Annotated in this window: 20 protein-coding genes; 9 read left to right on the forward strand and 11 right to left on the reverse strand. The window is 68.9% G+C overall.

Translation table 11 applies throughout. The features are described from left to right. Positions 1-4 precede the first annotated feature (4 nt). Both ACW178_RS02960 and ACW178_RS02965 read right to left on the reverse strand, forming a co-directional pair. On the reverse strand, positions 5-802 hold the full coding sequence (locus ACW178_RS02960) for an SDR family NAD(P)-dependent oxidoreductase (protein WP_287103664.1): 798 nt from the start codon (positions 800-802) through the stop codon (positions 5-7). A gap of 7 nt (positions 803-809) precedes the next feature. Next, complete coding sequence (locus ACW178_RS02965) at positions 810-1,280, reverse strand: Rrf2 family transcriptional regulator (protein WP_054766795.1); 471 nt, start codon at positions 1,278-1,280, stop codon at positions 810-812. A gap of 167 nt (positions 1,281-1,447) precedes the next feature. Here ACW178_RS02965 and ACW178_RS02970 point away from each other — a divergent pair, with 167 nt between their 5' ends. From ACW178_RS02970 to ACW178_RS03000, 7 genes are all read left to right on the forward strand, one after another. Then, entirely contained in the window at positions 1,448-3,424 is a 1,977-nt protein-coding gene (locus ACW178_RS02970) for a potassium transporter Kup (RefSeq protein ID WP_287103662.1), read from the forward strand. Positions 3,425-3,471: 47 nt separating this feature from the next. Beyond that, positions 3,472-4,827, forward strand: a complete 1,356-nt coding sequence (locus tag ACW178_RS02975) for an RsmB/NOP family class I SAM-dependent RNA methyltransferase (protein ID WP_191559059.1) — start codon at positions 3,472-3,474, stop codon at positions 4,825-4,827. 47 nt (positions 4,828-4,874) lie between these two features. Then, the gene (gene rpe, locus ACW178_RS02980) at positions 4,875-5,546 is read left to right on the forward strand and encodes a ribulose-phosphate 3-epimerase (protein WP_191559055.1); all 672 of its coding nucleotides are present in this window, start codon (positions 4,875-4,877) and stop codon (positions 5,544-5,546) included. After that, positions 5,543-7,396, forward strand: coding sequence for a heparinase II/III family protein (locus ACW178_RS02985; protein ID WP_191559054.1), 1,854 nt, complete (start codon positions 5,543-5,545; stop codon positions 7,394-7,396). The genes rpe and ACW178_RS02985 overlap by 4 nt, the downstream gene beginning before the upstream one ends. A gap of 89 nt (positions 7,397-7,485) precedes the next feature. Next, positions 7,486-9,090, forward strand: a complete 1,605-nt coding sequence (purH, locus tag ACW178_RS02990) for a bifunctional phosphoribosylaminoimidazolecarboxamide formyltransferase/IMP cyclohydrolase (protein WP_492024845.1) — start codon at positions 7,486-7,488, stop codon at positions 9,088-9,090. Between the two features lie 151 nt (positions 9,091-9,241). Then, positions 9,242-10,150 carry a dienelactone hydrolase family protein gene (locus ACW178_RS02995; protein WP_228184819.1) on the forward strand — a complete coding sequence of 303 codons (909 nt, stop codon included), beginning with the start codon at positions 9,242-9,244 and terminating at the stop codon, positions 10,148-10,150. Positions 10,151-10,428: 278 nt separating this feature from the next. After that, positions 10,429-12,480 (forward strand): S8 family peptidase, encoded by a 2,052-nt coding sequence (locus ACW178_RS03000; RefSeq protein ID WP_492024846.1) that lies wholly within the window; start codon positions 10,429-10,431, stop codon positions 12,478-12,480. Positions 12,481-12,607: 127 nt separating this feature from the next. On the opposite strand, the gene grpE is transcribed toward ACW178_RS03000, so the two are convergent. Both grpE and hrcA read right to left on the reverse strand, forming a co-directional pair. Next, positions 12,608-13,201 (reverse strand): nucleotide exchange factor GrpE, encoded by a 594-nt coding sequence (gene grpE / locus ACW178_RS03005; protein ID WP_492025045.1) that lies wholly within the window; start codon positions 13,199-13,201, stop codon positions 12,608-12,610. A 32-nt stretch (positions 13,202-13,233) separates the two neighbouring features. Then, positions 13,234-14,286, reverse strand: a complete 1,053-nt coding sequence (gene hrcA, locus ACW178_RS03010) for a heat-inducible transcriptional repressor HrcA (RefSeq protein WP_054766799.1) — start codon at positions 14,284-14,286, stop codon at positions 13,234-13,236. Between the two features lie 106 nt (positions 14,287-14,392). On the opposite strand from hrcA, the gene rph reads away from it, so the two are divergent. Both rph and ACW178_RS03020 read left to right on the forward strand, forming a co-directional pair. After that, on the forward strand, positions 14,393-15,118 hold the full coding sequence (gene rph / locus ACW178_RS03015) for a ribonuclease PH (protein WP_054764458.1): 726 nt from the start codon (positions 14,393-14,395) through the stop codon (positions 15,116-15,118). Positions 15,119-15,179: 61 nt separating this feature from the next. Next, entirely contained in the window at positions 15,180-15,554 is a 375-nt protein-coding gene (locus ACW178_RS03020) for a hypothetical protein (protein ID WP_156314142.1), read from the forward strand. A 69-nt stretch (positions 15,555-15,623) separates the two neighbouring features. On the opposite strand, the gene pnp is transcribed toward ACW178_RS03020, so the two are convergent. From pnp to ACW178_RS03055, 7 genes are all read right to left on the reverse strand, one after another. Continuing rightward, positions 15,624-17,846 (reverse strand): polyribonucleotide nucleotidyltransferase, encoded by a 2,223-nt coding sequence (pnp, locus tag ACW178_RS03025; protein ID WP_492024847.1) that lies wholly within the window; start codon positions 17,844-17,846, stop codon positions 15,624-15,626. 245 nt (positions 17,847-18,091) lie between these two features. After that, a complete protein-coding gene (gene rpsO / locus ACW178_RS03030) occupies positions 18,092-18,361 on the reverse strand; it encodes a 30S ribosomal protein S15 (RefSeq protein ID WP_054764461.1) in 270 nt (89 codons plus the stop codon). An 80-nt stretch (positions 18,362-18,441) separates the two neighbouring features. Then, a complete protein-coding gene (gene truB, locus ACW178_RS03035) occupies positions 18,442-19,371 on the reverse strand; it encodes a tRNA pseudouridine(55) synthase TruB (protein WP_287104137.1) in 930 nt (309 codons plus the stop codon). Next, positions 19,371-19,886, reverse strand: coding sequence for a hypothetical protein (locus tag ACW178_RS03040; protein ID WP_152949302.1), 516 nt, complete (start codon positions 19,884-19,886; stop codon positions 19,371-19,373). The genes truB and ACW178_RS03040 overlap by 1 nt, the downstream gene beginning before the upstream one ends. Next, complete coding sequence (gene rbfA / locus ACW178_RS03045; protein ID WP_152949303.1) at positions 19,883-20,335, reverse strand: 30S ribosome-binding factor RbfA; 453 nt, start codon at positions 20,333-20,335, stop codon at positions 19,883-19,885. The genes ACW178_RS03040 and rbfA overlap by 4 nt, the downstream gene beginning before the upstream one ends. A gap of 65 nt (positions 20,336-20,400) precedes the next feature. Next, entirely contained in the window at positions 20,401-21,078 is a 678-nt protein-coding gene (locus ACW178_RS03050; protein ID WP_287105005.1) for a DUF2459 domain-containing protein, read from the reverse strand. A 77-nt stretch (positions 21,079-21,155) separates the two neighbouring features. Next, the gene (locus ACW178_RS03055; RefSeq protein WP_287105004.1) at positions 21,156-21,668 is read right to left on the reverse strand and encodes a hypothetical protein; all 513 of its coding nucleotides are present in this window, start codon (positions 21,666-21,668) and stop codon (positions 21,156-21,158) included. Positions 21,669-21,710 lie beyond the last annotated feature (42 nt).

A 21,710-nucleotide genomic window follows, 5' to 3' on the forward strand; every position in this document is an offset into this window, starting at 1 on the left:
GGTCCTACAGCCGCTCCAGCCGCCTGGCGTGGTTCGCCACCATCTTCAGGGCCAGACCGTCGGGCAGGACGCGCGCCAGGCCCGCCATGACATTGTTCATGACGCCGGGCGTCACGCTGGCCCGGTTCGCCTCGCAGGCGTCGTAGCCGATCTGCGCCACGCGGCCGGCGTCCATCCACATCCAGGCCGGATAGGCGCGCGACACCTGATCGCGAGACCCATTGACGTCGTGGAACTCGGTCAGGGTGTAGCCGGGGTTCAGCACCGTCACATGGACCCCCGTCCCCAGGGTCTCCAGATGCAGGCCCTGGGAGGCCTTGATCAGGAAGCTCTTGATCGGACCATACAGGGTGTCGCCGCCCGTCGCCGGCATCTGGCCCGCCAGCGAGGCGACGTTCAGCACCCGGCCGAAGCCCCGCCCGACCATGCCGGGCAGGACCAGGCGCGACAGCTCCACCGGCGCGGTCAGCATGACCTGGATCATGGCCCGGTGGGCGGCGAGGTCGGTGTCGAGGAAGCCTGTGACCCGGCTGAAGCCCGCATTGTTGACGAGGCCGTCAACCGTCAGGCCCCGCGCCGCGACGGCGGCGATCAATCGTTGCGGGGCCGTCGGATCGGACAGATCCTCGGGGATCACGGTCGCGGTCACACCGTAGGCGGCGGTCAACTCGTCCGCCAGCCTCGTCAGCGGCCCCTCGCGTCGCGCGGTCAGGATCAGGTTCCAGCCCTTGGCCGCATAGGTCCGGGCCAGGGCGGCGCCGATGCCAGCCGAGGCGCCGGTGATCAGGACCGTTCGGCTCATCGGGGCGTCAAGCCGCGACAGGGCAGGACTTGTGCGGCGTAAAGGCCGCCAGGGACACAGGATTTTCCGCCAGCAGATCGGCGATGGTGATCTTGGACAGGGCCTCGGTCGCGGCCTCGTCGGCGGCGGTCAGGGCCTTGGCCACCTGGCGCGGGATATGTTCGCTGATCGGGCAGCCCTTGGCGCCGGACGGCGGCGAGCCGATGTGGGCGCAACCGTTGACGGCCTTCAACACCTCGTCCAGCCGGATGTCCTGCGGCTGACGCAGCAGCCAGGAGCCGCCGGTCGCGCCGGGGCGGGTGGCGATCAGACCGGCCTTGGCCAGCAGGGCCGTGACCCGGCGCACCACAACCGGGTTGGTCGGTATGGAGGAGGCCAGAACGCCGCTGGGCGCCGCGCGGTCAGGCGAAAACGCGCCCTTGTGGGCCATATAGGCCAGGGCGTGGGCGGCGACGGGGAAGCGCTGGCTGTCTGACATGATCGTGTTCCTGAAGGGAAAATAGGCGTTCGCGCGCCGAATCACAAATCTCCGCCCGTCTGGAGAAACCGAATCCCGCGCGCCGCGATTGAAGCGGACGCGGAATGAGCCTAAAGGCTCGCCGCTTTGAAGGGCTCGACCTGTCGTCGACGACCCGGAGGATACGCATGGCCGGGGACACTCCCCACGACGCGGGCGCTCTCCCCGCCGCGTCGAACCCGCCGAACAAGTCCACCCACGCCACGGGACCCGAGTCCCAAGCTCCAGCAGGCCAGATCGCCAAACACGGCGGCTTCTGGGCCCTGACGGTCGGCGCGATCGGCGTGGTGTTCGGCGACATCGGCACCAGCCCGCTCTACGCCCTGCGCGAGGCGATCGACCATGCCCGGTCGGGCGTGGGCGGCGACCTGGCCGTGGTCGGCGTGGTCTCCCTGGCCTTCTGGGCCCTGATGGTGGTGGTGACGTTCAAATACGTCTTCTTCCTGATGCGGGCCGACAACAAGGGCGAGGGCGGCACCCTGTCCCTGATGGCCCTGGCCCAGCACGCGGTCGGACGGCGCAGCGCCTGGATCTTCATTCTGGGCGTCTGCGGCGCGGCCCTCTTCTATGGCGACGGCATCATCACCCCGGCCATTTCCGTGCTGTCGGCCGTCGAGGGCCTTCAGGACGCGCCGGGCCTGGCTGGACGTCTGGATCCCTTCATCGTGCCGATCTCGGCCGGGATTCTGGTGGCCCTGTTCATGGCTCAGTCGGGCGGCACCGCCAGCCTGGCCAAATATTTCGGCCCGATTACCGCCGTCTGGTTCCTCAGCCTCGGCGGGCTGGGTCTTTATCACATCTTCGACGACGTCAGCATTCTGCGGGCCCTGTCGCCCCACTACGGCGTCATGCTGTTGATCAATGACGGCTTCCTGGGATTCGTCATCCTGGGCAGCGTCTTTCTGGCCGTGACCGGCGCCGAGGCCCTGTATGCGGACATGGGCCATTTCGGAAAGGCGCCGATCCGCATGGGTTGGCTGGCCTTCGTCCTGCCCTGCCTGACCCTGAACTATCTGGGCCAGGGCGCCCTGATCCTGGACAATCCCGGCGCGTCTGAGAATCCCTTCTGGAACATGGTGCCGGAGATAGCCTATTGGCCGATGCTGATCCTGGCCACCGCCGCCACCGTCATCGCCTCCCAGGCCGTGATCACCGGAGCCTTCTCGGTCACCCAGCAGGCGGTGCAGCTGGGCCTGCTGCCCCGGATCGACATTCGCAACACCTCCGAAACCCAGGCGGGCCAGATCTTCGTGCCGGCGGTCAACACCTTCCTGATGATCGGGGTCCTGCTGCTGCTGGTGGTCTTCCAGAGCTCGCACAATCTGACCGCCGCCTATGGTGTGGCGGTCACCGGGACCATGCTGGTCAACACCCTGATGAGCTATTCGGTGATCACCAAGGGCTGGAAGTGGCCGATGTGGGCGGTCGCCGGAACCCTGATCCCCTTCGCCTTCATCGACGGCGTCTTCCTGACCTCCAACCTGCTGAAGATCCCCGACGGCGCCTGGATGCCGCTGGTGCTGGGGGCCTGTCTGGTGCTGATCATGTGGACCTGGGTGCGCGGCACTCAGATACTGACGACCAAGACCCGCAAGGACAGCCTGCCTCTGACCGACCTGATCGAGATGCTTCAGGCCCGGCCGCCGCACCGCGCGCCCGGCACGGCCATCTTCCTGACCAGCGATCCCGACGTCGCCCCGGTCGCCCTGATGCACAATCTCAAGCACAACAAGGTCCTGCACGAGAAGAACGTCATCCTGACCGTGCGCACCTCCGAGCGGCCCCGAGTCAAGGAGGCGGATCGGGTGCGGATGGAGCCGATCAATGACGACTTCAAGAAGCTGACCATCACCTATGGCTTCATGGAGACGCCGAACGTGCCGCGCGCCCTGGGTCTGTGCCGCAAACAGGGACTGAAGTTCGACATCATGTCGACCAGCTTCTTCCTGGGCCGCCGGTCGCTTATCCCGTCGGCGCGCCAGGGCATGCCCCTGTGGCAGGACCGGCTGTTCATCTTCCTGATGCGCAACGCCGCCAATCCGACCGACTTCTTCCACATCCCGCCCGGCCGCGTGGTCGAGCTGGGCGCCCAGGTGGCGGTTTGAGGCCGGGCGCCCGGCCGGGCCAGAACTCCGAGGCGCGGGGCCGCCGGATGGCGACCAAGGGCAGGCCGCGTCCCGCTTCTGCCTCGGAAGCCTTGTCTGAAACCCCGCACCAGGACGATATCGGGGTGGAGGCCCGCCTCGTCGCCGGCCTGTTGCTGAACGCGGCGCTGGAGCGACGCAACGGACTGGACGAAGCCCTGTCCCAGCCGGCCGCCCGCGCCCTGGCGCCGGTCGATCGCGCCTTCGCCCGGGCGGTGGCCATGGCGGCCCTACGGCGTCTGGGCGAGATCGACCAGATCCTGGACCGGCGTCTGAAGAAGTCGCCACCCGAGGCCGTGCGCACCTTGATGCGCATCGCCCTGGCCCAGACCCTGGTGCTGGAGACCCCGGCCTTCGCCGCCGTCTCCACGGCCGTGAAACTGGCCGAACGCGACCCCAAGACACGGCCGTACAAGAACCTGGTCAACGCCGTGCTGCGCGGCGTGGGCCGCGACGGCCCCGGCCTGACCACGGCCGAGAGCAATCTGCCCGACTGGATCGCCGCCCGCTGGCGGGCGACCTATGGCGAGGCGGCCCTGACCGGCCTAGCCCTGGCCGCGCGCGAGGAGCCGCCGACCGATCTCAGCCTAAAGCCCGGCGTCGATCCCGCCGCCGTCGCAGAGGCGGTTGAGGGCGAGGTCCTGCACGCCGGTCGCGGGGGCGGAACCGTCCGCACCGGCCGGCGCGGCGATGTCGCCGCCTGGCCCGGCTTCGAGACCGGCGATTGGTGGGTTCAGGACGCCGCCGCCGCCGTCCCCGGCCGCCTGCTGGACGTCAAGCCCGGCGAGACCGCCCTGGATATGTGCGCCGCCCCCGGCGGCAAGACCCTGCAGCTGGCGGCCGCCGGCGCTTCGGTGGTGGCCCTGGACCGTTCGGCCCCGCGTCTGAAACGCCTGACCCAGAACCTGGAACGCACCGGCCTGACCACTGAGGTCATAGCGGTTCCGGCCGAGGATTGGGGCGACGACCGCGCCTTCGACGCCGTGCTGCTGGACGCCCCCTGCACCGCTACCGGCACCTTCCGCCGCAATCCGGAGGTTCTGCGCGCCACCAAGCCGGCCGAGGTCTCCAAATTGGCCGACGTCCAGCACCGGCTGCTCGACGCCGCCGCCGAACGGGTCAAGCCGGGCGGCCGTCTGGTCTATTGCACCTGTTCGCTGGAGCGCGAGGAAGGGGAGACCCAGGTGATCGCCTTCCTGCGCCGCAACCCCGGTTTTCGCACGGTTCCCGCCGACCCCGCCGCCGTCGGCGCCCCGGCTGAGGCCCTGACGCCGGAAGGCTGGCTGCGCATTCTGCCGTCCCAATGGGCCGAACGCGGCGGCCTGGACGGCTTCTTCGCCGCACGGCTGGAGCGGATTTCCTGACGGTCGGCGGCTTGCCCCCGTGGGCAAGCCGTCCTATCCGAGGGGCCATGGCCGCACCCCTGATCTGCCCATCCATCCTCGCCAGCGATTTCGCGCGCCTGGGTGAAGAAGTCCGCGCTCTGGAAGCCGCCGGCGCCGACTGGATCCACATCGATGTGATGGACGGCCATTTCGTGCCCAACATCACCCTGGGTCCCGACATCGTGAAGGCGATCCGACCGCACACCCGTCTGCCGTTCGACGTCCATCTGATGGTCGCGCCGGTCGATCCGTGGCTGGAAGCGTTCCGCGAGGCGGGCGCAGACGTCCTGACCGTCCACCCTGAGAGCGGAGCGCACCTGCACCGCACCCTGGGCCGCATCCGCCAGCTCGGCGCCAAGGCGGGCGTCGTGTTTAATCCCGCCACCCCGCTGTCGATCCTGGAAGAGGTGGTCGATCTGGTGGATCTGGTTCTGATCATGTCGGTCAATCCGGGCTTCGGCGGCCAGAAGTTCATCGACAGTTCGCTGAAGAAGATCGAGACGGCGCGCGCCATTCTGGATCGGGCCGGGTCGGCGGCTCATCTTCAGGTGGACGGTGGCGTGACCTCGGCCAATGCGGGCGCCTGCGTCGCCGCAGGGGCTGACGCCCTGGTCGCGGGCTCCTTCGTCTTCAAGGGCGATTATGCGGCCAATATCGCGGCCCTGAAGTCCGCTCCGAACCCTTGGACCGCCGGGTGAGCCCCTTGGGTCCCTTCGCTCCGCGGCGCGAGGCCGAGACGCCGGACGTCGCCTCGGGCCAGATTCCGGGCCTTCCGGGCGCGCCGGTCCGCACGCCCGTCCGGGCGGGGCAGGCGGCGACCAGCGCCGGTCTTTGGCCCGCCATCGCCGGGCGTCTGATCACCCGTCAACTGTGGATCGAGCTTTACGGCCTTCCCGGCTATGGTCTGACCCTGGGCCCGGTGCTGGGCGGGGGCAAGGTCACGGCCTTTGCGGCGACGCCGAGAGATTTCCGGCCGCACGATTCCGCCCCGGGCAAGAACCTGCTGGTCGGGCGCTTTATCCTGGCCGGCGCCTCCATGGAGGTGGAGCCGCCGTCCGATCCGTGGAACCGACCCAGTCCGTCGCGGCCCTTCGCCGTCGAACTGCACGCCTTCAACTGGCTGCCGGCCCTGATGGCCCAGGGCGAGCGCGGCGCGCGCGAGGCCCTGCGCCTGACCCTGGCCTGGGCTGACGCCTTCGCCCGCTGGTCGCCCTTCGCCTGGGGGCCGGAGATTCTGCCGCGCCGGGTGATCAACCTGGCCTGCGCCGCCCGCCGCATGGGGGCGGTGGCGACCGAGGCGGAACGATTGAGGCTGGCCGACAGTCTGGCGCGCCAGACGCGCCAGCTGTTGCGTCCGCCGGGCGGCCTGGCCACCCGGGCCGAGCGTCTGACCGCCGCCGCCATCGGGGGCTGCGTCCTGGCCGGCGCGCCGGGTCAGGGGCTGAGACGCCGCGCGCTGGGCGGTCTGGCGGGGGCGCTGCGCGTCACGGTTCACGACGACGGTTCGCATGCGTCGCGCAGCCCGGAGGCGGGGCTGGAGCTGCTCTTGGACCTCCTGACCCTCGACGACGCCCTGGCCCAGCTGTCTGAACCGACGCCGCAGCCTGTGTCGGAGGCGATCGACCGCCTGACCCAGGGCTTGCGCCTTCTGACCTTGCCCGACGGGCGGCTGGCCGGTTTTCAAGGCGGCGGTCCCTCATCGGCCGGCCGCGTGGCCGCCGCCCGCGCCCATGACGAGGCCGCCGCCACGGCGCGCTCAGCCGATCGGACCCATCCCCCCGTCGGCCGGATCGGCGGCTTGGTGCGGATCGCCAGCCCCCTGTTGTCCATCATCGCTGACGCCGCCTCGCCCGCGCGCGGCGCCTGGGGCGCCACGGCCTGCGCCCAGCCGCTGGCGCTGGAGATCGCCTGCGGCAAGGACCGTCTGGTCACCGGCTCCGGCTGGACCCCCGCCGCCACCGATCGTCAGGCCCTGCGCCTGACCCCCGGCCATTCGACCCTGACCCTGGGCGAGCGGTCGCTGAACGAACCCTTGGGCGGCTGGAAGGGCGAACTTCTGGGACCGCGCCTGGTCGGGCCGCCGATCCATGTGACCACCGACCAGAGGGAAGCCGAGGGCGCGGTCTGGCTGGAGATGGAGCATGACGGCTGGAACGAAGCCTTCGGCCTGAACCATCAGCGGCGCCTGTATCTGGACCAGAGGCTGGACGAGTTGCGGGCGGAGGAGAAGCTTTTCCCGACGCCCGGCCGCAAGGAGGTGATCCGCCAGATCGCGGCCCCCTACGCCATCCGCTTCCATCTGGAGCCGGGGGTTCAGGCCTCGCTGGCGCGGGACCGTCGCTCGATCCTGCTGCGCGGCGCCTCGGGCCGGGGCTGGTGGTTCCGCACCGACGGCCCCGACGTGGCCATAGAGCCCAGCGTCCATATCGACGCCGGGCTGACCCGCCGATCGCTGCAGATCGTCGTGCGGGGATCGGCCCGCACCGACAGCGAGACCAAGATCCGCTGGAAGCTGAGCCCGGCGGGCGCGAGCGGCGATCCGAGTTGATCCTCGTCAGAAACCGTCCGTGGGGTGACGAGGCGGCCGTTTGGCGCTAGAGGGCGCCCCATCCTCCCCCAGCCTTCACGGACGCCGCCATGCCCGCCGCTCCCGACTTTCCCCCCGCCCCTGATCGGGTCAAGCCGCAACGCGCCCTGATCTCCCTGTCCGACAAGGCCGGGCTGGAAGAGGTCGCCCGCACCCTGAACGACCTGGGCGTCGAACTGGTCTCGACCGGGGGCACCAAGGCGGCGATCGCCAAACTGGGCCTGCCGGTCAAGGACGTGGCCGATCTGACCGGCTTCCCCGAGATGATGGACGGCCGGGTCAAGACCCTGCACCCCGTGGTCCACGGGGGCCTGCTGGGCGTGCGCGACGCGGCCGACCACGCCCAGGCCATGACCGACCACGGCATCGGCACCATCGATGTCGTCTGGATCGACCTCTATCCGTTTGAATCAACCGTTGCGGCGGGCGGTTCGTTCGAGGCGGCGGTCGAGAACATCGACATCGGCGGCCCGGCCATGATCCGTTCGGGCTCCAAGAACCACGGCTATGTCGCCGTCGCCGTCGACGGCGAGAGCATCGGCCTGATCCTTGAGGCGCTGAAGGCGGAAGGCTCGACCGATCTGGCCCTGCGAAAGCGGCTGGCCGCCCGCGCCTTCGCCCGCACCGCCGCCTATGACGCCGCCGTCTCCGCCTGGTTCGCCCAGCAGGTCGAGGACGCCGCCCCGGCCCGCAAGTCGATCGCCGGTTCTCTGGCCCAGACCCTGCGCTATGGCGAGAACCCGCACCAGACCGGCGCCTTCTACCGCACCGGCGAGCGCCGGCCGGGCGTGGCCTATGCGACCCAGGTCCAGGGCAAGGAGCTGGGCTACAACAATATCGCCGACGCCGACGCCGCCTATGAGCTGGTCGCCGAGTTCGAACAGCCCGCCGTGGTCATCGTCAAACACGCCAACCCCTGCGGCGTGGCCGTGGGCAAGGATCTGTCGGAAGCCTATGCCCGCGCGCTGGAATGCGACGCCGTCTCGGCCTTCGGCGGCGTGATCGCCGTCAACCGGCCGCTGAACGGCGACGACGCCCGCGCCATCACTGGAATCTTCATCGAAGTGGTCATCGCCCCCGGCGCCGACGACGAGGCCAAGGCCGTCTTCGCCGCCAAGAAGAACCTGCGCCTGCTGATCACCGACGGCCTGCCCGATCCGCACGGGCCGGGCGAGGTCTTCCGCTCCGTCGCGGGCGGCTTCCTGGTCCAGAGCCGCGACCGGTCGCTGATCAAGCCGTCGGACCTGAAGATCGTGACCAAGCGCCAGCCGACGCCGACCGAGATCCAGGACATGCTGTTCGCCTTCACCGTGGCCAAACACATCAAGTCCAACGCCATCGTCTACGCCAAGGACGGCCAGACCGCCGGCATCGGCGCGGGCCAGATGAACCGCCGCGACAGCGCCCGTATCGCCGCCATCCGCGCCAAGGAGGCCGGCGAGGCCAAGGGTCTGACCACTTCGCTGGCCGAGGGGTCGGCCTGCGCCTCGGAAGCCTTCTTCCCCTTCGCCGACGGCCTCTTGGAAGCCGTCGCGGCCGGGGCCACGGCGGTGATCCAGCCCGGCGGCTCGATGCGCGACGCCGAAGTCATCGCCGCCGCCGACGAGAAGGGGATCGCCATGGCCTTCACGGGCGTGCGGGTCTTCCGGCACTGACCTCTTGGGGAAGAAGGGCGCTATCGCTCGCGACGCGGTCGCTCGCTGCTTGAGCGCCCTTCTTCCCATAGTCGGCGTCCTCGCGTTCGTGACTGGACGCTGAAACGAGGGCGTGATGGTCTGGCGGCTCCCCCGTTTCTGGAGCCGTCCCATGACCACCCTGATCCGTCCCGAAGGCCAGACCGCCGATGATCTGAAGCTCAGCCGCAGGGCGGTGGGGGCGGTGGGGGCGCTTGGGGGGCTGTTCTTTTCCGGCTATGCGGTCGCCGCCCTGGCCAGGGAGGCCAAGCCGATCACCACCGACGCCGCCGGATTGGAGACGGCGGAGGTCGCCTATCCGGCGCCGGACGGGTTTCAACTGCCGGCCTATGTGGCGCGTCCGGCCGGAGACGGCCCCTTCCCCGTCGTGATCGTCGTGTCCGAGATCTTCGGGGTCCACGACTATATCAAGGACGTCTGCCGCCGCCTGGCCAAACAGGGCTACGCCGCCATCGCCCCGGCCTTCTTCGTCCGGGTCGAGGATCCGGCGCCCCTGTCCGACATGGGCCGGATCATGCAGATCGTGGGCGCGGCGAACTATGAACAGGTGATGGGCGACCTATCGGCCACCCTGGAATGGGCCAGCCAGCAGCTGTGGGCGCGCGACGGCAAGGTCGGGATCACCGGCTTCTGCTGGGGCGGCAAGGTGGTGTGGCAGGCGGCGGCGCGCTTCGCCGCCATCGGCGCGGGCGTGGCCTGGTACGGCCGTCTGGCGCCGGCGGCGGACGCGACCCCGGCCCAGGTCTCGTCCGGCCAGCCCTGGCCGGTCGATCTGGCCGACGACCTGAAGGCGCCGGTGCTCGGCCTTTACGGCGGTCAGGACCAGGGCATTCCCCTGGCCAGCGTCGAGCGGATGCGCCAAGCCCTGGCCCGCGCCGGTCAGACCCAGAGCCGGATCGACGTCTATCCCGACGCCCCGCACGGCTTCCACGCCGACTACCGCGCCAGCTACGCCGAGGCGGAGGCCAAGGACGGTTGGGCCAAACTGCTCGCGGTTTTCGATAAAGCGTTAAAGAATTAGGCGGTTACTGGGTGAAGGCGCGGCGACCGACCGCGCGGCTCGGGAGGAACGACGTGGTCGGAAAACGGTTGAAGCGGACGATTCTGCTGAGCGTCGGTCTTCTGGCCCTGCCGCTGGCGGCCTGCGGCGGGGGTGGCGGCGGAGGAGGCGGTTCCGGTTCGGTGACGCCGGTGATTCCCCCTCCTCCTCCTCCTCCTCCCCCTCCCCCGCCTCCACCGCCGCCACCTCCCCCTGCGCCGCCGTCCACCACGTCCGCCGAATATGAGCGCAACTATGGCGTGGCCAATGTGAAGGCTGAGGCGGCGTGGCGGGCGGGCGCCACCGGGAGCGGTGTGACGGTCGCCGTGGTTGATTCCGGCGTCAGCCGAGACACGGCGGATTTGGCGGGGCGGATTTCCGCCGCCTCGACCGACGTGGTTCCCGGCCGCAATACGCCCTATGTCGCCGACAGCAGCCACGGGACACGGGTCTCGGGGGTGATCGCCTCCAACTTCAACGGCCAGGGCACGATCGGCGTCGCCTATGAATCGACGATCTTGTCGATCCGCACTGACATTTCCGACTGCGAGGAGAAGAACACCGACGTCTGTTTCAGCAGTTCGGATCTGGTCCGGGCCCTGGACTACGCCGTGGCCAAGGGCGTCAAGATCATCAACATGTCCCTGGGCGGCGACGACCGTCTGGGCTCGGCCTTCGAGGCGGCGCTTCTGCGGGCGGTCAATGCCGGGGCGGTGATCGTGGCGTCGTCCGGAAACGACGGCGAGGCCAATCCCGGCTGGCCGGCGCGTTACGCCGTCGATCCCCGTTTCGCCGGCGCCGTGATCGCGGTGGGATCGCACAACGCTTCCAACGCCATGTCCAGCTTTTCGAACAGGGCCGGGGTGGCCGCGGCGGGGTATATCTCGGCGCCGGGCGAGGCCATCGTCACAGGCTGCGATACGACCAGCTGCTGGCGGGTCAGCGGCACCTCCTTCTCGGCCCCGCACGTCGCCGGCGCCCTGGCCCTGTTGATGGACGCCTTTCCCAATCTGACGGGGCGCCAAGCCCTGTCCCTGCTGATAGAGACCGCGCGGGACGCCGGGGACGCCGGGACCGACGTCGTCTATGGCCGCGGCCTTCTGGACCTGGCGCGCGCCTTCCAGCCGGCGGGGACCACCTCTGTGCCCCTGGCGGACGGCGCGACCCTGGTCGCCGCGACGGAGCCCGGCAGTTTCGTCGGCTCGGCCTTCGGCGACGCCTTTGCGCGCCAGACGGCGCTCGAAACGGTGCTGTTTGACAGTTACGACCGAATGTTCGCGGTCCAACTGGGCGGCGCCTATCCGACGGCGCCCAGCCGCTCCTATCAGGCGGCGCCTTTCGAACCCAGCCGCACCGCCACGACCAGCCTCAGCCTGCCCCGTGGCGGGCGGCTGAGCCTGACGGCGGCCCAGCTTGACGAACCGGTCGAGGCGGTGACGGGCCGCCGCGACCTGACCGACGCGCCCTGGCTGGGCGAGGAGCCCCGCCAGGAGGCCCTGCTGGATCTGGAGATCGGCCGCCTGAACTTTGCGACCTGGCAGGGCCGCGGCGGCGCCGTCTCTCCGTTCAAGGGCGCGGCGGGCGACGGTTTCGCCGCCCTGGCCCAGGCCGATCATGCTGCGCGCGGTCAGGTTCGGCTCGGCGCCTTCACCCTGGCGGCCGAGAGCGGCGGGGGCGACCGCCGCATGCCGCTGCGTCGGGTCGAAGAAGAGGCCTCGACCTACAGCCGCGCCACCCTGGCCTGGCGCGGCGCCGACGGCGGCCTGTCGCTGAGCCTGGGCGCCCTGGACGAACGGCTGGGGCCCCTGGGCGCCTTCATCCCGGGCGGTTCCGACTTCGCCCTGCCGTCGCGGACCCGCTTCTATGCGGTCGGCGGGGACTGGGCCCTGCGACCGGGTCTGGCCCTGCTCGGCGAGGTCGGCGTGGGCGCCACCGAGACCGAAGGCCGTTTCCTCTCGACGGACGGGGCGGCGATCAGCTCCAACTGGCGGCTGGCCCTGCTGACGGGTTGCACCGCCCTGTGCGATCGGATCAGCTTCACCGTCTCACAGCCGCTCCGGATGGAGCGGGGGACCTTTTCGGCCTGGCTGGCGGACGTGCCGGTCGATTATTTCGCCCCCCTGACCTATTCGCGGCGCCGCTTCTCGGCGGCGCCCAGCGGGCGTCAGATCGACTTCATCCTGGGCGGCGAACGCAGTCTGAGGGACGGCTCCAGCCTGTCACTGCAAGCCGTGGCCAGCCGCGAGCCGCGCCACACCGCCGACGCCGCGCCCGAGTTCGCCCTGATCGGGGGCTGGCGACGCCGGTTCTGAGGGGGTGTCGGCGCTGGTGAAGGTGAGCGAGAATTGTGCGGCCTCGAACGTCGTGCCGAACGCCTCGCTCACCTGCCGCTCACCAGCACTATTCACTAGCTCAAACTCCCTCAGAGGAGGGCGGTGATCAAGCCTTGCCGTCGAAGGCGTGAGTCTGGGGTTCGCCGCCGCCGCCATAGGGGTTCGACGGCTGGGCGCCCGATCCCTTGGCGGCCACCACCACCATGGCCGGGCGGATGGTGCGGCCGAACAGTTCGAAACCGGACTGCATGGTCTGGACCACGGCTCCGCCCGGCACCGTGTCCGACGGCTGTTCGATCATGGCCTGGTGCAGATGGGGATTGAAGGCCTCGCCGGCCTCGGGCGCGACCCGCTTCAGACCGTTGGTCTCGAACGCCTGCAGCAGGGCCTTCTGCGTCATTTCCAGACCCGTCACCAGACCGGCCGTGGCGCCTTCGGCGTCCTTGGGCGCGGCCATCAGGGCGCGCTCAAGATTGTCGGCCACGCCCAGCAGATCCTTGGCGAAGCGCTGGATGGCGTAGGCGCGGGCGTCGTTCTGCTGGGCCTCTGAACGGCGCTTCAGATTCTCCATCTCGGCGGCGACGCGCAGGGCGCGGTCCTTCCACTCGTCCCGCTCGGCGATCACGGCGTCCAGCGGCGCCAGATTGTCCGACGGCTCGGCGTCCAGTCCGTGTTCGGCGTTCAGTTCCGCCTCTTCCATTCCGTTCAGCTCATCGTTCTGGGGTTTGTCGCTCACGTTTCTTTCCCGTCCAGCATCCGGCCCAGCACCCGGGCGGTATAGTCCACCAACGGAATGACACGGGCGTAGTTCAGTCGCGCCGGTCCTATGACGCCTATGGCGCCCAGAACCCGCTGTCGGCCGCTCATATAGGGCGCCGCGATCACGGCGGAACCCGAAAGTGAAAACAGACGGGTTTCGGCGCCGATGAAAATCCGCACCCCCTGCGCCGCATCCACACCGTCCAGCAGGCCGATCAGCTGTTCCTTCTGCTCCAGATCGTCGAACAGGACCCGCACCCGCTCCAGATCGGCCAGGCCTTCGCCGTCCTGCAGCAGATTGGCCCGACCCCGCACGATCAGGGCCCGCTCGCGGTCCGGCCCGCCGGACCAGGCGGCCAGACCGTCCTCGACCAGCCGGGCGGCGGCCTGGTCCAGCTCGCGCCGGGCGATCTCCAGCTCCTGGGTCATTTCCCGCTTGGCCTCGGCGAAGGGCCGGCCGCGCAGCCGGGCGTTCAGGAAGTTGGAGGCCTCCGTCAGGGTCGAGGGGGTGACCCCCGCCGCCAGGGTCATGATCCGATTCTCCACCGTGCCATCGTCGGCGACGATGACCGCCAGGGCCTGATCGCCGCCAAGCGCCACGAACTCAACATGTTTGACCCCGGCGTCGCGCACCGGGCTGGAGACCACGCCTGCGCCCCCCGCCAGGCCCGACAGCAGATTGGACGCCTCGTCCAGGGCGGCCTCGAAATTGCGGCCCCGGCCGGCCAGGCGGGCGTCGATCTCGCGCCGCTCCTCCTTGGTCAGGTCGCCGATTTCCAAGAGGCCGTCGACAAACAGGCGCAGACCCGCATGGGTGGGAATCCGCCCCGCCGAGGCGTGGGGCGAGGCCAGAAGGCCCGCCAGGGTCAGGTCCTGCATCGTATTGCGGATCGAGGCCGGCGACAGGGCGATCCCGCCCAGCGACAGGGTCCGCGACCCCACCGGCTCGCCCGTCTCCAGATAGCTCTCCACAATGCGCCGGAAGATGTCGCGCGCGCGCGCGTCCAGGCCGGCCAGCCCCGCCAGAGACTGGCCCGTCGCCGGACCGCCGTCGAACGGCGGGGTTTTGGGGGCATACAGGCTCACGTTTTCAGGATAATCACCGCCGCCCCAGCTTCCAAGGACTCATCTCATGCGCCATTCGCAACGCACCGACGCCCAGCTGCGTCCCGTGACCATCGAGACCGGCGTCAATCGCTACGCCGAGGGCTCGTGCCTGATCACCTTCGGCCACACCAAGGTTCTGGTGACGGCCTCGGTCGAGGAGACCATTCCCGGCTGGATGCGGGGCAAGGGCCAGGGCTGGGTCACGGCCGAATACGGGATGCTGCCCCGCGCCACCCACACCCGCGGCCGCCGCGAAGCCGCCGCCGGCAAACAGACGGGTCGGACGCAGGAGATCCAGCGCCTGATCGGCCGCAGCTTGCGCGCCGTCGTCGATCTGAAGGCGCTGGGCGAGCGTCAGGTGGTGCTGGACTGCGACGTGATCCAGGCCGACGGCGGCACCCGCACCGCCGCCATCACCGGCGCCTGGGTCGCCATGGCCTCGGCCCTCAACTATCTGCGCGACGAAGGCGTGCTGAAGGCTGATCCAATCCTGGACCAGGTGGCGGCGGTGTCCTGCGGCGTCTGCGACGGGGTTCCGGTGCTGGACCTGGACTATGAAGAGGATTCCGAGGCCGAGGCCGATTCCAACTTCGTCCTGACCGGTTCGGGCCAGATCGTCGAGATCCAGGCCACGGGCGAAAAGCGCGGCTTCACCCGCGCCGAGTTCGACCGCCTGTTCGCCCTGGCCGAGACCGGCTGCGCCGAACTGTTCGCCCTGCAGAAGGCGGCGCTGGAGGCGGTGCGCTCTTAAGGGGTTTCGTGCGTTCAACAGGCGGGTCATCGTGGCTATGACCCTCAGCCCGGAGATGTCGATGCGCCCTTTCCTGTCCGCCTGTTTCGCCCTGTCGGCCGCCCTCGCGGTCGCCGCCTGCCAGTCCGGGGAGGACAGGACCGCGCCCGCTGCGGACCCCGGTTCGGGCGCGCAGACCATAGCAGAGACGGCTCCGGGTCCGGCGTCTTCGGATCAGCCCGATACGGGCGCTGAACGAGGCCTCGCAGCCCAGACCGCATGCCGCGCGGATATCGGCGAGGCGGCGGCGGCGCGTCTGGTCGAGCGCTGCATCAAGGTCAGCCCGGCCACCCATCCGCCCTGCCACGCCGACAATCCCTGCGCCCTGATCCGGGGCGAGATCGACCGGTCCTGCAAGCTGTGGGACAAGGATCCGCCCGCCGAATGCCGCTCTTGAGACGGCTGTTATGAAAAAGGCCCCGCCGTCGCCGGCGGGGCCTTCGTCATTCAAACCTCAGGCCGAGGCTCAGTCGCGACGGCGACGGCCGCGATCGCCGCCTTCGCGCTTGGGACGGCCGCCGGTGTCTTCCGACAGGGGCTCCTCGCCGCGTTCGGCGCGTTCGGCGTTGATCTTGTCGGTGATGTCTTCGCCGGTGGTCTGGTCCACGACCTTCATCGACAGCTTGGTCTTGCCGCGGTCGTCGAAGCCCAGGAACTTGACCTTGACCTCCTGGCCTTCCGACAGGACGTCGGCCGGGTTGGCGACGCGTTCCAGAGCAATCTGGGACACGTGGACCAGGCCGTCCTTGGCGCCGAAGAAGTTCACGAAGGCGCCGAAGTCGACGACCTTGACCACCTTGCCGGAGTAGATGGCGCCCACTTCCGGTTCCGAGGCGATGGACTGGATCCAGGCCTTGGCGGCGTCGATCTTCTCCTGGTCGTTGGCGGCGATCTTGATCGTGCCGTCGTCGGCGATGTCGACCTTGGCGCCGGTCTTCTCGACGATCTCGCGGATCACCTTGCCGCCCGAACCGATCACTTCACGGATCTTGTCGACCGCGATCTTGATGGTTTCGATCTTGGGCGCATGCTCGCCCAGCGAGGCGCGCGGGGCGTCCATGGCCTTGGACATCTCGTCGAGGATGTGCAGGCGGCCGGCCGAGGCCTGGGTCAGGGCCTGTTTCATGATCTCCTCGGTGATGCCGGGGACCTTGATGTCCATCTGCAGCGAGGTGATGCCTTCCGAGGTGCCGGCGACCTTGAAGTCCATGTCGCCCAGGTGGTCTTCGTCGCCCAGGATGTCCGACAGGATGGCGAACTCGCCCGACGGCTCCAGGATCAGACCCATGGCGATGCCCGAGACCGGACGGACCAGCGGCACGCCGGCGTCCATCAGGGCCAGGGACGAACCGCAGACCGTGGCCATCGAGGACGAGCCGTTCGACTCGGTGATCTCGGAGACCAGGCGGATGGTGTAGGGGAAGTCTTCCTTCTTCGGCAGCATCGGACGGATCGCGCGCCAGGCCAGCTTGCCGTGACCGATTTCGCGACGACCGGGCGAACCCATGCGGCCGGCTTCACCCACCGAATAGGGGGGGAAGTTGTAGTGCAGCAGGAAGCTTTCCTTATAGGTGCCCTGCAGGCTGTCGATGTACTGCTCGTCCTCGCCGGTGCCCAGGGTGGCGACGACCAGGGCCTGGGTTTCGCCGCGGGTGAACAGGGCCGAACCGTGGGTGCGCGGCAGGACGCCGACTTCCGAGACGATGGCGCGGACCTTGTCCAGGGCGCGGCCGTCGACGCGGTGGGCGTTCTCGATGATGTCGCGACGCAGGACCTCGGCTTCGCACTCCTTGAAGGCGGCCGAGAATTTGGAGCTGTCGACGCCCTCGGGCTTGTCGTCGGTCTTGACCAGGGCTTCGGCGGCCTTCTTCTTGGCGGCGTCGACGCCCGAGCGGCGCTCGTACTTGCCCGGATGGGCGTAGGCGGCCTTGATTTCCTCGCCGACCAATTTCTTGATCGCGGCGACGACGTCGGAATGGTCTTCGGCCTGGAAGTCGAACGGCTCCTTGGCGGCGTGTTCGGCCAGGTCGATGATGGCGTCGATCACCGGCTGCATGCCGGCGTGGGCGAACATCAGGGCCTTCAGCATGGTCTCTTCCGACAGCTCCTTGGCTTCGGATTCCACCATCATCAGGGCGTCCTGGGTGCCGGCGACCACCAGGTCCAGCTCGGAGCCTTCCATCTGGTCCACGGTCGGGTTCAGCACCAGCTCGCCGTCGATGAAGCCGACGCGGGCGGCGCCGATCGGACCCATGAAGGGCACGCCGGAAATGGTCAGGGCGGCGGAGGCGGCGACCATCGACAGGACGTCCGGATCATTCTCCAGGTCGTGCTGCAGCACGGTGACGACGACCTGGGTCTCGTTCTTGAAGCCCTTGACGAACAGGGGGCGGATCGGGCGGTCGATCAGGCGGGAGACCAGGGTCTCCTTCTCGGTCGGACGGCCTTCACGCTTGAAGTAGCCGCCCGGGATCTTGCCGGCGGCGAAGGTCTTTTCCTGATAGTTGACCGTCAGGGGGAAGAAATCCAGGCCCGGCTTGGGCGAACGGCCGTAGACGACGGTGGCCAGAACCACGGTCTCGCCATAGGTCGCCAGCACGGCGCCGTCGGCTTGGCGGGCGATGCGGCCCGTCTCCAGAGTCAGCGGGCGTCCGGCCCACTCGATCGTCTTGCGTTTGATATCGAACATATTTCGTCTTTCGTATCCCGGACGGCGTATTCCGTGCGGGGTCCCATCATTGGGCGGATGCGTCGGCGTTCAGTCCTTCGATCCAAAGGTCGCCGCGCCATCGCGGAGACCCGGGTGAGGACCGGCTCGGCCCTCGCGTCTGCGCCGTTAAAGTCCTGCGGCGCGCAGGTCGGTTCTAATCGCACAACGAGGCGCGGACGTGACCGCCCGCGCCTCGTCATACAGTCTTACACAGAGCCGCGCCCTTAGCGACGCAGACCCAGCTTGGCGATGAGCGCCTGATAGCGCCCGGCGTCGACCTTGTTCAGGTGGTCGAGCAGACGGCGGCGTTGCGACACCATCTTCAGAAGGCCACGGCGAGAGTGGTTATCCTTCTTGTGGGTCTTGAAGTGTTCGGTGAGGTTGGCGATGCGTTCCGACAGGATCGCGACCTGAACCTCGGCCGAGCCGGTGTCGCCGGCGGTGCGGGCGTTGTCGGCGATGATTTCGTTCTTGCGTTCAGCAGTGATCGACATCGAAGGAGTCCTTTCTTGGCCTATCGCGCTTCGCGCTGCTTGAGGCCGTGGGGTCTCGGCCCTTGCCGAATGGCCCGGGCCTAGAGGTTGAAAACGCGGTCGGGTTCTAACCGGCCGGCCCGCAACTGACAGAGGGCGACGAGGGTCTGGCCCTGAAAGGCTGAAACCGTTCGCGAGCCGTCTGACAGACGGGTCTTGAGGGTTTCCACCTGACGGGGGAGCAGAACGATCGGTCGTCCCTGCCGAAGCGAGAAGGCGTCCTGTTCCGTCACGGCCAGATCCGGGATGTCGTCCAGAGCGGTCGCGACGGGAAGCAAGCCTTCCGAGGCGGCGCCCCTATGCACCATTTCCTCCAGAGAATCCAGAGTGACGGCGTTTTCCGTGCTGAAGGGCCCGACCCGCTCGCGCCGCAGGGCTGACACATGACCCTCCGCGCCCAGGGCCAAGGCCAGGTCGCGCGCCAGCGAACGGACATAGACGCCCTTGCCCGTCAGGATGCGGATCTCGACATGATCGGCGTCCGGCGCGGCCGTCGCCTCGGCCGAATGGATGACCACCCGCCGGGACGGCAGTTCGAAATCCACCCCGTCGCGGGCCAGATCATAGGCGCGGGCGCCGTCCACCTTGATGGCCGAGAAACGCGGCGGGGTCTGGTCGATCTCGCCGACGAAGGCCGGCAAGGCGGCCTTCACCTGGTCCAGGGTCGGGCGCACGTCGGAGCGGCCGATGATCTCGCCCTCCCGGTCCACGCTGTCGGTCGAGACGCCCCAGTTGATCGTGAAGCGATAGACCTTCTTCGCCTCCATCATCATCGGCACGGTCTTGGTCGCCTCGCCCAGGGCGATCGGCAGGACGCCGCTGGCCAGCGGATCCAGGGTCCCGGCGTGACCGGCCTTCTGGGCGTTGAACAGGCGGCGGATGCGACTGACCGCCTCGGTCGATCCCATCTCGAACGGCTTGTCCAGGCAGACCCAGCCGTCGACGACGTCGCCCTTCTTCCGACGGCCCATCACTTGCCCTTCGGATAATAGATCATTGTCAGCCCCAGGTTAGAAAAACTCACCTGGATTTCGTCTTGATAGCCCGGAGTCCGCCACATCTCGATATCGACCTTTGCGGGAACCGGCCAATTTTGACATCCATCCTGAGCATTGGACGTGAGGACGACTTCTTCGAGAGGATACTGAAGTCCGGATCGGTCGGTCGCTGTGCGTGCTCCAGCGAGGCGCGCGGTTAAGATGCACTTCTTGAATTCAGCGCGAACGCGACCATCGCCGACGATCAGGCGCTGCCCACGAGAGTCTGTCCAAGCACCATCGCCGACGAAGGGATCCCAGGTTGGGGGAAGAAATTCTATGCGGGACGCACCGTTGTTCGGGTTGCCGAGCATCATCGCCGCCTCGGCCCCGACGATCACGGGTATAGCGAGAGGCAGTAGCAAAGGGTTTCCTTCCTTGATGCTTCCGCATCCTGACACCAAAGCCGCAAGCGCTAAGGTGGAGAACCGGGCGCACCACACGATCATTGGCCCTCGTCCTCGTCGCGGCGTTCCAGGTCGGCGCGGACGCGGGGGTCGTCGAACAGACGGTCAATGTGGCTGGCGGCGTCGAAGCTCTCGTCGTGGCGGAACTTCAGGTCGGGAGTAAACTTCATGTCCAGCCGGCGGCCCAGCTGGCCGCGCAGGAACTTGGCGTGGACGTTCAGCGCCTTGATGATCTCGCTCTCATGGCCGGCGACCGGGGCGGTCTCCACGCCCGCGCCCAGGGGCTCGACGAAACAGGTGGCGTGTTTCAGGTCCGGCGACAGGCGGACCTCGGTCACGGTGACCGAGACCCCGGACAGGGCCTCGTCGTGGATGTCCTCCTCGCGCAGGATGTCGACCAGGGCGTGGCGGATCAGTTCGCCGGCGCGCAGCTGGCGCTGGCTGGGACCGGCAAGGCCGGATGAATTTCGGGTGTGTTGCTTACGGGCCATCGGCCGCTCCTTCTTCATCGCCCGCCGGGGTTCGGACCCGGCCGGATAAGCGAAAGGCGGGCGGTCTAGGCGTGTGGGACCGCCGTGTCCAGTTCTGCGGCCCGGACGGACCGCATCACCTCGCTGGAAAAGATCGACCGCGCGGGGCGGATCGTCACGCCGCCGGCGTTCAGGACGCCGGCCGTCCAGTGGTTGCAAAGATGCAGGATGGAAAAGGTTTCGCGGCTGGCGAAGAAGCGGGCGTCGTCGCCGGGGCGGGCGGCGGCGACGCGGGGCGCGCCGCTCGACAGGTCCAGCGACGCCTCGATCCGATCCGCCATCCGGTCGAAGGCGACGGGCGTCAGATGAAGGGCGGCCCGCCGATCGGGGGCGTGTCGCGCGCGCGGGTCGTCCGCCTCCGGGTCCAACATGACGACGGACGGATTGCCGGGCCGGAAGAAGGCGCGCGCGCCGTCGGGCAGGCGGTCGGAGATCGGGCTCTGATCGACATAGAATCGGGCGTCGCCCCAGCCGACCAGAATCCAGTCACCCGGCGCCAGGGTCTCAACCGCCCGTCCCAGGGCGCCGCCTCGTCGTTCAAGCGCCGCGCGCGGCAAGGCCAGATCGGAATGAAAGCCGTTGTCCAGAAGATAGACCACGATCGGGACGTCGGTCACCGGCGGCGCGGCCGGACCGAGGCGGGTCCAGGTCAGAAGGGCGGCGACAAGGCCGATCAAAACCGCCAGGGGCAGGGCCCATCGCATCGCCGTCATCTCCGAAGGTTCGGCCGATCGCCAGACTAGGCGATCAAGCGGTGCGGTTGGAAGGCGGGTTCGCCCAATCAGGCGCCGGGGGCGTCGGCGAAGGGGGAGGCCGGCGCCGTCTGCCACTCTCCACGCCATTCATAGGTCAGGGTCACGCAATGGCGGTGGGTCCCGTCGGCCCAGCGACCGACTGCGTTCAAGGTCAGGGGGCGTGGCGCGCGGATGCGGCTTGCCGCCAGCCAGACCTGATCGGCCCCCGGACACAGGGCGCGGGCCAGACCGCGCCCGTCGCCGACCTGCTGGACTTCATAGAGGTCCGCGCCTTTGGCCCCCTCCGGCAGAAGCCGGCGGGCCGCATCAGGGCCGCCGCGCGACAGGTCGGCCGATCCACGGGCGGTGGTCGAAAACAGCCGCTCTATGGCGACCGCTCCGAACAGGCCGCGCCTCACCTGAAGGGTGATCCCCTTGGTCAGGGCCTGGGTGATCCGATCTGTGGCGTTGTAGGAGAAATAGCGGGTGTCGGCATGGGCAGGGGCGGCCGCCGACAGGGTCAGCAGGGCGACGGAAAGGGCGGCGAGGGGCGTGCGCATGCCTCCTTCCTTCCTCTCCATTGCGGCGACTTTAGGCCTCGT

It is taken from the genome of Brevundimonas sp. AVps4 (assembly GCF_058681525.1).